Genomic DNA, 13777 nt, shown 5'->3' with positions numbered 1-13777 from the left:
CTAGCATTACAGTTGCACGTTTCTTCGAAGGTGTGCCTGCCTTGCTGCGGCTTGATGAGCCCTTCGCCACATCGACCAAGCGATAATATAAGCCGGTTCAATCTGACGTTGGGCCAGCCGATTGGCGATGCGTCGGATCTCCTGAATTGACCAGCGGATCAGCTTGGGTTCCTTGGCAGCCTGCGCATCGTTTTTTTGGGCGGTTCGACATTTGCGTGATGGCGAATGGTAGCCATCATGGCGAAGGCCAGCATGACCAGCGATACATGGCGGTGCCACCCGTGCCAGGAACGGGTCTCGTTGTGATCGAGGCCGAGTTCATTCTTTGCGGTCTCGAAGCTGTCCTCGATTGCCCAGCGATGCCCTTCGACACGCACCAGTGTTTCCATGCCCGTGCCCTCCGGACACCATGTGGTGAAGAACGCCAACTCGCCATCGGAGATATTGCGTCGGATCAGCAGGCCCCGGGTCCATACGCCGCTGAGATCAGCATTGAATTCGCCAGCATCGAGATCGGCGAGATCAAGGTAGGCCCAGTCGTGAAGCCGCTCGCCCTTGGTGCCCGCGCCGGCCGAAAGACGCTGCCAAGCCTCGGGCGGCAAGTCTTCCGCGATGCTCCCGGCCGTCCCGCTGACGGCATAGGCTTTCCCCCAGGAATTGAAGGCGTGCTTGGAACTGACACCCAGGACATAGCCTTTTCCAGCGCGGCGCAGTACTATTTCGATATCGCCAACGCCATAGACGCTGTCGGCGGCCACCCAGGAAAATGGAACCTTGGTCGAGAGCACGCGCTCGATCATGCTGCGGGCGATGGCAGGTTTAGTGGCGAACTCCACCGCCTCGGGCACATGGGCCCGGCTTCGTCTGACCGGGGCTTCAGCCCATGCTTTCGGCAGATAGAGGGCCCGATCGATAAAAGCATGTCCGTGCTGCGAGACGTAGCTGGCGAAGACGCCGATCTGGCAATTGGTGATCTTTCCTGCCGACCCCGTATATTGGCGCGCGACCCCACAGGAGGCGTGGCCCTGCTTCAAAAAACCGGTTTCATCGATCACCAGCACCGCCTCGGGATCAGCCAGCGTTTCCACGGCGTAGTCCCGCACAATATCGCGCAGCGCGTCGGCATCCCAATGGCCACGACCCAATATCGCCTGCTGACGCCAGGGGCCCGGATCTCCAGCCGCTTCGGCCCGCATCCAACCCGTCTTGCGCCGTTCCTCACCCAACAAGCCGTCGAGAAACTGACCGGCCGATGCCGCAACCCGTTCCTGCGTAAACAGCGGCCGAATTCGAGCCTTTACTTCACGGAGTGAGGAAGCCCAAAGCTCCAGCGTCTCTTCGACCGACAACCCCGCCATCCATGATCCCTAACTTAGTCATGGTAGCGCATTGATTCAGAGCGGAGAGAAGAATGCAACTGTAATGCTAGGTGTTCAGTCCCGGCATCTGGTGGATCGGATTTAGGATGAATCTGTCTGGCTCGGATGTCCAGATCTTGCAGATGTATTCATACGGTGTGAGCCCGCCGAGGGTCTTGAGCCGGCGGGCGAAGTTGTAGGCTGCCATGAAGTCTGACAGGTGGGTGCGGAGCTGGTCGTGATCGTCGTAATGGAAGCGTTTGACGGTCGCGTCCTTGATCGTGCGGTTCATTCGCTCGACCTGGCCGTTGGTCCACGGGTGGTTGGGCTTTGTGAGGCGATGTTCGATCCCGTTGGCCTCACAGATCATGTCGAAACGCATGGGCCGAGAATAAACGGTGTTGCGGTTCCGAGGCTGCTCGGCGAACTGAATGCCGTTGTCGGTGAGAATCGTGTGGACCTGATAGGGCACTGCTTCGAGCATGTGCTGCAGGAACTCCCAGGCCGTCTTCCTGTCTGCCTTGTCGACGAGCTGGGTCACGGCAAATTTGCTCGTGCGGTCAATGCCGACGAACAGAAACAGCTTGCCCTCAGCAGTCTGCACCTCGGCGATGTCGATGTGAAAGAAGCCGATGGGGTAGCGCTTGAACTTCTGGCGCTTCGGCTTGTCGCCCTCCACGTCAGGCAGCCGAGAAATGCCGTGGCGCTGCAGACACCGATGGAGCGCTGAGCGTGTCAGGTGCGGGATGGATGGCTGCAGGGCATAGAGGCAGTCGTCCAGCGGCAGCAGCGTGTGCCGCCGGAAAGCAACGATGGTCGCCTCTTCGGCCTCGGTCAAGATCGTCGAGCGCGGTTCTCTCGGCCCGGTCTTGAGGTCCTCGACCGTCTGGCGCTTGCGCCATTTAGCAACGGTCTTCGGGTTGATCCCAAGATCCCGGCTCAACGTCGCGAGCGAAGCTTGCGATCGTTGTATTGCAGCTCTGACGGCGTGCGTGGTCGTGGCGCTTCCGTGACGAACCTGGCCCATAATGCTTCCTTCCATTCCTGAGAAAGGATCGCACCACCAAACCGTGGGATCAAACACCTAGGACAAGCTCGGGAGATAGTGTCAGCCGCGAAGGTCCACTGTTCCCTCGCCGGCACGGCCGTTCACCTCGGCAAACTCCGCGACGACCTCGATTAGAGTCAGACCAGGGGTGTCGATTCCTTCTGGGAACCAACGATCCAAATCAGACGCCCAGTGTTCTTCGAACAGCGCAATATCATCTTGGTGCAACTGCGCTTTCCCGCGCAGCGAAATCCACGTATCCTCAGTCTGAAAATCCAACGTCGTAGCCGGGTTCGCGTCCAGCTCGCGTACTTTGCGAGTGTCCCCATATGAAAAGAACCAGTTGCTTCCGTCCCATTCTACTTGGCCATTGTTAGACATCGGCCGGCTGGAGATCCCTCCTTCGGCTGACAGGGTGGCCATGAAGCACAAGTCGATTCCCTTCATTACGGCAGCAACGTCCTTGCGGGTCATGTTTTGGCCCATCCGTGAAATCCTTTCCATAGGGTGATCTGCATGACGCAGGGTGCACCATCAAGTGATCACCTGTTTCAAGGAAAGTGCAATGGGCGAGTTCGGAATCTTGGTGTAACCTCTGTTGCGGAAGCGTTCGAGCCGCGGCTGGAGATTACGGCGCGCCGGCTGGTCCACGGTTAGGTCGAATGCCAGAATCGTCAGCAACTGCAGGGACCAACGTTTCCTTGGACAGGGCCATTACCGCCGATGCGTTCGCAAGCGCCAGGCAGATGCCGCCCGATGCGCTGTCCATCGTCGTCCAGCTAACCGGCACCCTTCATGCGCGAAAGTGCGTCGAGAGCACGGCCCCGCCCTTCTGCCAGCGAAATGACCGGATGCAACCTCGTGCTAGGTTGCAGCCCCCAAGACCGCGGCACGGCCTCGAAATAGCCCGAGTTCGGCGATAGCCAGCGCGAGCGGTACGCGCCGGTCGGGTCAAACTTTTCGGCCTGTAGGGCTGGGTTGAATACACGGAAATAGGGCGCTGCGTCCGGCCCGCTGCCTGCGACCCACTGCCAATTCATTGCGTTGCTGGCCGGATCCCAGTCTGTAAGGCAGTCGCCGAACCACGCTAACCCGACACGCCAGTCGGTTAGCAGGTGCTTGCAGAGAAAACTGGCAACGACCATTCGCACCCGATTATGCATTGTACCGGTCACGAACATCTCGCGCATCCCGGCGTCAACCAGCGGGATACCTGTGACGGCACGTCGCCAGGCCTCGGCCGCCGGACCGTCGCCCTGCCATGGGAAGCGGTCCCATTCGGGACGAAAATTGGCAACTGGCAGGTCGGGGCGGGCGACCAGCAGCGACCAGGCGAATTCGCGCCACATCAGCTCGGAGAGCAGCTTCTGGGGGCCCTCGCCAGAGTGGTCTGCAACGGCGGCCCAGATGGTACGGGGGCCTATCTCACCGACCGCAAGGGCCTCGGAAAGGGCAGTGCAGCCGCCGGGGCGGTCGATCCGTTCGCGGCTATGGGCGTAATCCTCGACCGGCCCATCGAGGAATGCGTGCAGTTGCATCAGTGCTGCGGCTTCGCCGGCCGGACGGGCATGGGCGGCCAGCACCGCCGCACCGCGGTTCATGTCGGGAGCTAGATCGCCCAGCTGCTCGCTCGGCGCGGGGCGCCACTCGATGTGCGCGGGCATCCGGACGGGCGGCGATACTCCGAGGGCGCGGGCGGCGCGGGAAAAGGCGGACTGCACACGGAACGGCTTACCTTGTGCATTCCGAATCGCGGCCGGGGGCAGCAGCGTCGCTCCATCATGCAGGACCAGTTGCACGGCGGCGCCGTTAAGCGCGGTGCGGGCGGCCTCGTCGGCGACAATGCGCTTTGGCTCGGGCCAAGCCAGCGCATGCACTTCGGCCGCGCCCAGTTCGGCGGCAAGGCGGGGAAGAATATCTTCTGCTGCACCGGTCCGCACTGTCAGCGCGCCACCACGTGCACGTAGATCGGCGTCCAGCGCCGCCAGCGCCCGGCCCAACCGCCAGCGCGTCGCGGCGCCCTGGGCCCTCAGCACTGGCTCAATAAGAAATACCGCGGTCACCGGTCCAGCCGCCGCCGCCGCTGCCAGAGCAGCGTTGTCCGCCTGCCGTGCGTCCCGCCTGATCCACCAGATTGTTCCGCCCATCCCTTTCCTCATGATCCGAAGCCCAATGGTGATATAGCCGCTCGGTCCGGCCGCCCGTTGAATGCCTCAATAAACGCATTGGAAGGGCGCGGGCGATAGCCTTTGGCTAAGCGAGTTGGTGCAGAGCAGAGCCAGCGCACGAAAGGCCTGCCCTAGACAAGCGCGCCAAACGCCGTATCGCGGCGCGCCTTGACCTGTTCCAGCGGCTCGTTGCGGACGATCATCGAGCCGGGGATATACAGACCGCGCAATACGGAAGGGATATGGCACAACCTTTCGTTCAACGCGCAAGAATCGTTCGCGTAACTGTCCCGTTCGGCAGGAAACGGCGAACCCCTGCGCCCGTGGCTGTGCCCGCTGCGCCCCCCGCCGACCCGCAACCGATGATTTTTGTTAGCCTTATGCAACCGCTTGGCGTTGTGGCGAGTTGTGCAGACGCGGGCAGACTTACGCCTTCATCAATTCACCTGAAAGGATATCACGATGGCGACCGAACAGATGGGTCTGGAAGACCTGCTGAAGCACGGCCTGCAGGACATGTATTACGCCGAGGGCAAGATCCAGAAGGCGCTGCCCAAGATGATCAAGGCGGCCACGGACACCGAACTGAAGTCCGGCCTGGAAAACCACCTTGAAGAAACAGGGCAGCAGATCACCAAGTTGGAAGAGGCGTTCGAACTGCTGGGTGAAAAGGCCAAGGGCGAAAAATGCGACGCGATTGAAGGCATCCTCAAGGAAGGCGACTCGCTTCTGCAGGATTTCGGCGGCACGCCGACCGGCGACGCGGCGATCATCTTTTCCTGCCAGGCGGTCGAGCATTACGAGATCGCGCGTTACGGCAGCCTGCGTGCCTATGCCGAACTGCTGGGCATGGATGACGTCGCGAAACTGATGTCCGAAATCCTCGACCAGGAAGAAGCCGCAGACGAACTGCTGTCCGAGATCGCCGAGGACCGCGCAAACCCCATGGCCGCCGGCGAAGACGCCGAGTGATCCGCGCCTGACACGCGCGTTCCGCGACATGGAAGGGCCTGCCGCCGCGCTGGTCTCTTTTGCGTTCCGCAATTTGGAACCCTTAGCGAAGGGCGTCCTAGATGAAGGCAAGCTCAGGACCCAGGAGGAGGAACAAACATGCCGACCCTGAATGCGAGTTTCGAGACACGCCGCGATGCGGAAATGGCCGTGGAGCGTATGGTACAAGAGTTCGGGCTGGATCGCTCGACCATCCTGGTTGCGCCGGAGGGCAGTGAGAATACCTCTGGCGAGGTGCGGTCGGGAGGCGACAACGCCGACGAATCTGCGCAAGTGTCGGCGCGCGAGGATGGAGCTCATAACGGCAAGATCAGGGTTTCAGTCAATATCGAAGATACTGGCGAGGCTCAGAAAGTGCGTGAAGCGTTCGCAGAGTTTGAAGGCGATGATGGCGGCATTGACTCCCAGACCTGACGCAATCACGAAAACGATGCCGTCAGCAGATCATTTGCTGCTGGCATTCCAAGCCATAAGCCAGTTGGATTCCCCTGGAGGTGTCACCCACCTTCGCCTGCTTCAGCCCGTTAACCTTTCTGAAAGCGCATGACATGACAACAATCGCCATCGTCGGCACCGGACCGACCGGCGTCTATGCGTTCAAGGCACTCGCGACGGCGCCTGGAACCTCTCCTCTTACCATCTGGCTTTTCGAGAAGGGCGCCGATGCCGGCGTCGGGATGCCCTATTCGGATGATACGGCCAGTCCGGTCATGCTGGCCAACATCGCCAGCATCGAGATCCCGCCCGTGACGCGGAGCTATCTGGATTGGCTGGGTGCCCAGACCGGCGCGCTGCTGCGCAGCTATGGCATCGACCCCGACGATCTCGACGAACGGGACTTTACACCGCGGCTGATGCTGGGCCGTTATTATCGCGATGAGTTCGACGCGCTGGTCCATGCTGCCGAGGCGCTGGGGCACCGAATCGAGTTGCGCGAGCGCACCGAGGTCACCGACATCCGCCCGGGTGGGGACGGACGGCTGTGGCTCATCACCGATCATGGCGAAATCGAGGAAGCTTTCGACAAGGTCGTCGTCGCCACCGGCCATGCCTTCCCCGAGGATCAGGACAGCCGGAAATATTTCCCCAGCCCCTGGTCGGGACTGGTGGATACCGTGGTGCCTGCATGCCGGGTTGGCATTCTTGGCACCTCTCTCAGCGCCATCGACGCAGCGATGGCGGTGGCGAGCCAACATGGCCGCTTCGTGGCCCGTCGCGGCACCGCCCTGCTGTTCGAACCAAACGAGGCGCAGGCAGAGCATAGGCTGTCGATCACAATGATGTCTCGGTCCGGCGTGCTGCCAGAGGCAGACTTCTACTGCCCGATCCCTTATCAGCCGCTGGCGATCATGACCCCGGCGCGTCTGGCCGAACTGTCTGGCCGGGCCGATCTGCTAGACGCAGTATTCGACGTGTTCCGAGAAGAACTGGCGCTGGCTGATCCCGCCTATGCCGAAACAATCGGCTTGACGGACGCTACCCCCGACGACATCGCCGAACGCTATTTTCGCAATCGCAAGGCCACGGCGCCGTTCGAGTGGGCCCGGCGCAACCTGGCCGAAGTGGAGGCCAACCGCGCCGCAAAGGCCACGGTTCCCTGGCGCTATGCCATTCTCAGGATGCACGAGGCGGTCGAGGAGTTGGTCGAAGAGTTCTCTGACCAGGATCATAAGCGCTTCGATTCAGGGCTCAAGACGATGTTCGTCGACAATTATGCGGCTGTTCCCCCCGAATCGATCCGGCGGCTGCTGGCGCTGCACGATGCCGGGTTCCTCGAAGTTCGTGGCCTCGGGTCGTCTTGGGACATGGACGAGACGGGCAATGTCACCACCATCCGCACAGCGGACGTCGCGCTCGAGTTCGACATCTTCATCGATGCGCGTGGCCAGAAACCGCTCGAGGCCGCCGACCTGCCGTTTCCTTCCCTGCGAAGCGCACTTCTTGCGGAGGGGGTTGATATCCTCGAGGTTGATGACGACTACACCCTGCTGGCAGCCGGCCCCTATGATCGCCGGGTGCGGATGGGCGCCATCCCGTACCTCATGCACGACCGCCCCTTCGTGCAAGGCATCACCGCCGCCTGCGAGATCGGAACTCGGATTGGTAACTCGCTGCTGCGCCAGGTGGACAGCCCGCAGGGGCGTCGGCGCCGGTTTGGCTATTGGTCGGATGCGGGACCGGTACCCGTTCGACGCCACGCCGCTGCGGGTTAGCTGATCCCGGTCCGCTCAATTCGATCATGCCCCGCGGGAAGACCAGCATAGTTAAGGTCGTAAGCTTCGGTCACTGGTTTCTACCCCTGCTAGTACCGGGATTGGCGCAGGTGGCGGAACCCCCAAGGGAGATTTTGTGTGACGATTGCGACACACTATTGCCTTCTTAGAATCCTCCAGTTACCAATTAACGAGTTGTTTCACATTCAGAGCGGCGGGCGTCGCTTGGCCCGTTGCATTGCCCGCCTCTGCAAGGCAGGTCTTTGTGAGTCGTATCGTAGCCGTCTCAGACTTCTGCTCGGCGGTGCCTCCTGAGCCGACGCGCGGAAAGCGCCCGTCCTGGCCTAGCATCAGCCCGCCAGGAATCGTCGGATCAGTCCGAGTTACCGGCGGCTACCTGGAACGCCTGCCGCTGGCGGCCGTCGTTGCCGGTCTGGCCGACAGCGCCGAGATCTGGAGCTTTGCCGGCCGCGACGGCGAATCCGACAGCGACCGCCGCCTGTGGGACGGGACGCCCGATCCCGACCGCCCGGGCCTCACGCGGCGGGTGTTCCGCGCCGACGTCCATCCCGCGCCCTATGGATCGGCCGATCTGCTGGCGCATCTCGACGCCTGCGGCGTGCCCGACATCCTTTGCGTCTGGGGGCTGGGCGTGGACGCCGCCATCCTCGACGCCTGTTCCGGCGCGATCCGCATCTACAACTCGATCGACGCCCCGGCGCTGCGCATCGCCGATGCCGAGGCGGCGCGGTTCGACCTGTTCCTGACCGGCGCCGACTGGCAGTCCGACGAGATCCGCGCCCGCGTCCCCGGCGCCCGCACGCTGGTGCTGCCGATCGGGCCCGAGTTCGCCTCGGGCGAGACGTTCTTCCCAACCGGCACGCACAAGGACCGCGACGTGGTCTATGTGGCCTGCACCCAGCCCTACAAGCGCCACCAGGTTCTTTTCGATGCGCTCGAGGCGAACCCGGGCATGACCGCGCTGCTGGTCGTCGGCTATGGCCACCTGACCGAGGAGCTACGCGCCGACGCCGCCCGCCGCGGGCTCGACGTCGAGATCGTGGGCCCGGTCCCCCATGACGAGGTCAACCGCCAGATCAACCGCGCCCGCGTCGGCGTCGTCTGCGGGATCGAGGACGGGGCGCCTGCGATCCTCACCGAATACATGCTGGCCGGCCTGCCGGTGCTGGCCAATGCCGGCCTCGTCTGCGGGCGCCAGTACATCACCCCCGACACCGGCCTGACCGCCGCCGAAGGCACCGACTTCGCCGCCGCGTTGCGCCGGCTGGTGGACAGTGCCGAGCAGTTTGAACCCCGCCCAGTCGCGCTGGCGCGCTGGGGCTGGCCCGTCTCGATCGCCCGGCTGGGCGCCGAGATCCAGGCGATCCGCCGCGCGCGGCATGGAAAGGACGCAGCATGAACGACGCCCGCCCGCTCGAGGACAGTCCCTGCCTGGATGATGCGCTTCCGGTTGGACCGGCCGTCGTTCCCCTTGGCGCGGGCGAGCCGCCGCTGATCTGCTTTTCGCATCTGCGCTGGGATTTCGTCCTGCAGCGCCCGCAGCACCTGATCGGGCGCTTTGCAGACACAAGGCGGGTGATCTTCTGGGAAGAGGCGATCCCCACTGGCCACCATCTGCCCTATCTGGAATTCCACGCCTTCGCCGGCACCACCGTCCAGTCCGTCCGCCCCCGCGTCCCCGACCGCTGGTCGCCCGAGGCCCAGGAGCGTGCCCTGTCGGCCCTGCTGGACCAGATGCTGGGCCTAACCGGGATCGGAAACCCGGTGCTGTTGTTCTACACCCCGATGCTGTGGCCCATCGCCCGGCATGTCGAGGCAGCGGCCGTGGTCTATGACTGCATGGACGAGTTGTCCGCCTTCCGCTTCGCCCCGCCCGAGCTGGTCGCGCGCGAGGCTGAGCTGATGCAGGCGGCCGACGTCGTCTTCACCGGCGGCTGGTCGATCTGGGAGGCCAAGCGCGCCCGCCACGACAATATCCACGCCTTCCCGTCCTCGGTCGACGCGGCGCATTTCGCGCAGGCCCGCGGGACTTTGGCCGAACCGCCGGAACAGGCGCGGCTGCCGCGGCCGCGGCTGGGCTATTACGGTGTCATCGACGAACGGCTGGACCTCGACCTGATCGCCAAGGTCGCCGCCGCGCGGCCGGACTGGCAGATCGTGATGGTCGGGCCGGTGGTCAAGATCGCGCCCGAGGACCTGCCCAAGGCCCCGAACCTGCACTGGATGGGCCAGCGCGATTATGTCGACCTGCCGGCCTGGCTGTCGGGCTGGGACGTTGCGCTGATGCCGTTTGCGATCAACGAGGCCACGCGCTTCATCAGCCCGACCAAGACGCCGGAATACCTCGCCGGCGGCCGGCCCGTCGTCTCGACCCCGGTGCGCGATGTGGTGCGCCATTACGGCGACCTGGCTGCGGTGCGGATCGCGGGCGACGCGGCGAGCTTCGTCGCCGCCTGCGCCGCGGCGCTGGCCGACGCCGCCGCGCCGGGGCGCTGGCGCGACGCGGCGGACCGGATGCTCTCCACGCATAGCTGGGACGCGACCTTCCGGCACATGAACCGGCTGGTGACCGAGGCCGCCGACCGCCACAGCCGCGGCCCGGCCGTCGGCGACCGCTTCCCCGCGCCCGGCATCCGCCGCGGCGCGCGCGGCTATGACGTCACCATCTGCGGCGCGGGCTTTGCGGGCGCGGTGCTGGCCGAACGGCTGGCCGAGAGCTCTGGCCAGCGCGTCCTGGTCGTGGACAAGCGCGACCACATCGCCGGCAACGCCTATGACCATCTCGACGCCGCGGGCGTGCTGGTCCACCGCTATGGCCCGCATATCTTCCACACCAGCAGCGACGACGTGGTCGGCTATCTGTCCCGGTTCACCCGCTGGCGCCCCTATGAACACCGGGTGCTGGCGCAGGTCGGCGACCTGCGGGTGCCGATGCCGATCAACCGCACCACGCTGAATGCGCTCTATGACCAGAACCTGTCCTCGGATGCCGAGGCGGCGGCCTTCCTCGCCACGCTGGCCGAGCCGGTGGCCGAAATCCGGAACAGCCGCGACGTGGTGGTGAACGCGGTCGGCACGCGGCTGTATGAGACGTTCTTCCAGGGCTATACCCGCAAGCAATGGGGGCTGGACCCCAGCCAGCTGGACAAGTCGGTGACCTCGCGGGTGCCGACCCGGACCAGCACCGACGATCGCTATTTCACCGACAGCTTTCAGGCCATGCCGCTGGACGGCTATACCCGGATGTTCGAGCGGATGCTGGACCACCCGCTGATCGACCTCGCGCTGGGGCAGGATTTCCACGACCTGCCCGCCGCCGACCGCGGCCCGCTGACCGTCTATACCGGCCCGATCGACGCGTATTTCGGCCACCGCTTCGGCCCGCTGCCCTATCGCAGCCTGCAGTTCCGCCACGAGACCCACGACAAGCGCCGCTTCCAGGAGGTCGCGGTGGTGAACTATCCGGCCGAGGACGTGCCGTGGACGCGGATCACCGAATACAAGCACCTGACCGGGCAGGTGGACCCGCGGACCTCGATCACCTACGAGATCCCCTCGGCCGAGGGCGAGCCCTACTACCCGATCCCGCGGCCCGAGAACCAGGCGCTGTTCAAGCGCTACGAGGCGCTGGCGGATGCCGAGCGCAACGTGATCTTTGCCGGCCGGCTGGGCAGCTATCGCTATTACAACATGGACCAGGTGGTCGGGCAGGCGCTGGCCATCCATCGCCGGCTGGCCGAACGGCTGCCCGGCCTGGCGGCGACGCTCGCCGGAGAGTGAGGCCGCCGATGATCGCGCCTGCCTTTGTCGTGCTGGCGACCGACAGCCCCGATCCCTCGGGGGTCGGGCGGCACATGCTGACCCTCGCCGCGGCGCTGGCCGGGCGGCCGGGCCTGTCGGTGCGGCTGGCGTTTCCCGACCACGACGCGGGCGCGCGGCTGGCGGACGAGGCCGTCGCTGCCGGGGTGCCCGCCGCCGCCGTGCCCGAGGAAGGCTGGCCCGCGGCACTGGCCGGCGCCGATCTGGTCCACGTCCATGCCGGCATCGGATGGGAGGGGCATGACCTCGTCGCCGCCGCCCGCGAGGCCGGGGCGGCGGCGGTGCGGACCGAACATCTGCCGTGGCTCATCACCTGTCCCGACCAGCGCGAGGCCTATGCGCGCATGGTGGCGCAGGTCGATGCCGTCATCACCGTCAGCCGCGCCGCCGCGCATGGCTGGCGGGCGGCGCTGGCCGGGATGCCGGGGCCGCGGCTGCCGATGGCCTGCATCCCGAACGGCATCGCCGCCGCCGACCTGCCGCGCCGCGAGTCGGATGCGCCGACGCTGCTGTGTGTGGCGCGCTTCACGCCGCAGAAGAACCATAGGCTGCTGATCTCGGCCTTGGCCCGGCTGCGCCGCACCCAGCCGGACGTCCGCCTGCAACTCGTCGGCGCAGGCCCTGACGAGGCGGCGATCCGCGCCCGTGTCGCCCGGCTGGGTGCGGACGGCGTCGAATTCCTCGGGCCGCGCGACGACGTGCCCGACCTGATGGCGGCGGCGGACCTGCTGGTCCTGCCCTCGGATTTCGAAGGCCTGCCGCTGGTCTTGCTGGAAGCGATGGCGGCCCGCCTGCCGGTGGTCGCGACCCGCATTGGTGGTGTGGTCGAGGCGTTGGGGCCGGACCACTCTTGGCTGGTCCCGCGGGGAGACGCCCGCGCGCTGGCCGCGGCGCTCGGCGCTGCGCTGGTCGACCCGGCCACCCGCGCCGCCACCGCCGCGACCCAGCGCACCCGCTTCGACGATTTCTACACCGCAACCCGCATGGGCGAGGATACCGCCCGGCTTTACGCCGCCGTGCTGCGCGGCAGACCAAGGAACGACGACATGACGACACGGCTGGGCTTCATCGGCGCGGGCGGCATCGCCCACCGCCATTTCGGTGTGCTGGAACAAATGGAAGACGTCCGGATCGTCGCCGTCGCCGACCCCGACCAATCCCGCGCGTCCGAGGCCGCCGCCCGCTTCGGTGCGCAGGCCTTCGCCGATCACGCCGCGATGCTGGACGCGGTCGAACTCGACGCCGTCTACATCTGCGTGCCGCCCTTCGCGCATGGCGAGGCCGAACGCGCCTGCATCGCCAAGGGCCTTCCGTTCTTTGTCGAGAAGCCCCTGTCGCTGGACCTGTCGCTGGCCGAAGAGATCGCCGCCGAGGTGGAACGCGCCGGCCTCATCACCGCGGTCGGCTATCACTGGCGCTATCTCGACACCGTGGACGAGGCCCGCGCGGTGCTGGCCCAGAACCCGGCGCAGCTGATGACCGGCTTCTGGCTGGACCAGACCCCGCCGCCGGAATGGTGGTGGCGCGAGGATGCCTCGGGCGGGCAGGTCGTCGAACAGGCGACGCATATCATCGACCTGGCGCGCTTCCTCGCCGGCGACGTGACCGAGGTGTTCGGCCTGTCGTCGCACCGCGACCGCGGCGATTTCCCTGGCCTGACCGTGCCGACCGCGACCACCGCAACGCTGCGCTTTGCCGGCGGCGCCATCGCCAACCTGGCCGCGACCTGCCTCTTGCGCTGGAACCACCGCGTCGGCCTGCACGTCTTCGCCGACGCGCTGGCGATGGAGATCACCGACCACGACATCATGATCGACGTCGGCCGCGGCCGCCCGGTGCGCCATGCCGAAGGCGACCCGGTCTGGCGCGAGGACCGCGACTTCATCGAGGCCGTGCAGGGCAAGGACAACCGCATCCGCTGCCCCTATTCCGAGGCGCTGGAAACCCACCGCGTCGCGCTCGCGGTGTCGCAATCGGCCGCTGCCGGCGCCCTCGTGAAGATGGAGGTGCTGCGGTCCAACCCGCAGCCCATCTTTCGTCAAGCCTCTGCGTAAGGCCCCGACCCTGCCCCACCAGCACCGCCGCATCCGCAGCCTGGGCATCGAACGCCCGGGCGAGCCGTTCTTCTTCGCCTATGAC

10 protein-coding genes are annotated in these 13777 nt (G+C 65.4%); 6 read left to right on the top strand and 4 right to left on the bottom strand.

What is annotated here, in order from left to right:
• Positions 1-158 precede the first annotated feature (158 nt).
• The 4 genes from H1S04_RS12800 to H1S04_RS12785 form a co-directional block, all read right to left on the bottom strand.
• A complete protein-coding gene (locus tag H1S04_RS12800; RefSeq protein ID WP_181745920.1) occupies positions 159-1358 on the bottom strand; it encodes an IS701 family transposase in 1200 nt (399 codons plus the stop codon).
• A 67-nt stretch (positions 1359-1425) separates the two neighbouring features.
• A complete protein-coding gene (locus H1S04_RS12795) occupies positions 1426-2385 on the bottom strand; it encodes an IS481 family transposase (protein WP_181745940.1) in 960 nt (319 codons plus the stop codon).
• 81 nt (positions 2386-2466) lie between these two features.
• Positions 2467-2880 (bottom strand): pyridoxamine 5'-phosphate oxidase family protein, encoded by a 414-nt coding sequence (locus H1S04_RS12790; protein WP_181745939.1) that lies wholly within the window; start codon positions 2878-2880, stop codon positions 2467-2469.
• Positions 2881-3185: 305 nt separating this feature from the next.
• Positions 3186-4553 (bottom strand): deoxyribodipyrimidine photo-lyase, encoded by a 1368-nt coding sequence (locus H1S04_RS12785; protein ID WP_181745938.1) that lies wholly within the window; start codon positions 4551-4553, stop codon positions 3186-3188.
• A gap of 483 nt (positions 4554-5036) precedes the next feature.
• Here H1S04_RS12785 and H1S04_RS12780 point away from each other — a divergent pair, with 483 nt between their 5' ends.
• The 6 genes from H1S04_RS12780 (at position 5037) to H1S04_RS18535 (ending at position 13692) form a co-directional block, all read left to right on the top strand.
• The gene (locus H1S04_RS12780) at positions 5037-5546 is read left to right on the top strand and encodes a ferritin-like domain-containing protein (protein WP_181745937.1); all 510 of its coding nucleotides are present in this window, start codon (positions 5037-5039) and stop codon (positions 5544-5546) included.
• A gap of 138 nt (positions 5547-5684) precedes the next feature.
• A complete protein-coding gene (locus H1S04_RS12775; protein WP_181745936.1) occupies positions 5685-5999 on the top strand; it encodes a hypothetical protein in 315 nt (104 codons plus the stop codon).
• 134 nt (positions 6000-6133) lie between these two features.
• Positions 6134-7798: an FAD/NAD(P)-binding protein gene (locus tag H1S04_RS12770; RefSeq protein WP_181745942.1), complete on the top strand. Its 1665-nt coding sequence runs from the start codon at positions 6134-6136 to the stop codon at positions 7796-7798.
• Between the two features lie 265 nt (positions 7799-8063).
• Complete coding sequence (locus H1S04_RS12765) at positions 8064-9218, top strand: glycosyltransferase (RefSeq protein ID WP_220185229.1); 1155 nt, start codon at positions 8064-8066, stop codon at positions 9216-9218.
• Positions 9215-11599, top strand: a complete 2385-nt coding sequence (gene glf, locus H1S04_RS12760) for a UDP-galactopyranose mutase (RefSeq protein ID WP_181745935.1) — start codon at positions 9215-9217, stop codon at positions 11597-11599. The genes H1S04_RS12765 and glf overlap by 4 nt, the downstream gene beginning before the upstream one ends.
• A gap of 8 nt (positions 11600-11607) precedes the next feature.
• Positions 11608-13692, top strand: a complete 2085-nt coding sequence (locus tag H1S04_RS18535) for a glycosyltransferase (RefSeq protein WP_220185228.1) — start codon at positions 11608-11610, stop codon at positions 13690-13692.
• Positions 13693-13777: the final 85 nt, after the last annotated feature.

Origin of the sequence: Paracoccus sp. S1E-3 (assembly GCF_013868135.1) — a bacterium.
In the GTDB taxonomy this organism is placed as follows: domain Bacteria; phylum Pseudomonadota; class Alphaproteobacteria; order Rhodobacterales; family Rhodobacteraceae; genus Paracoccus.
Note: the sequence above shows the minus strand (reverse complement) of the source record. Positions and strands in the feature narration are given on the sequence as shown.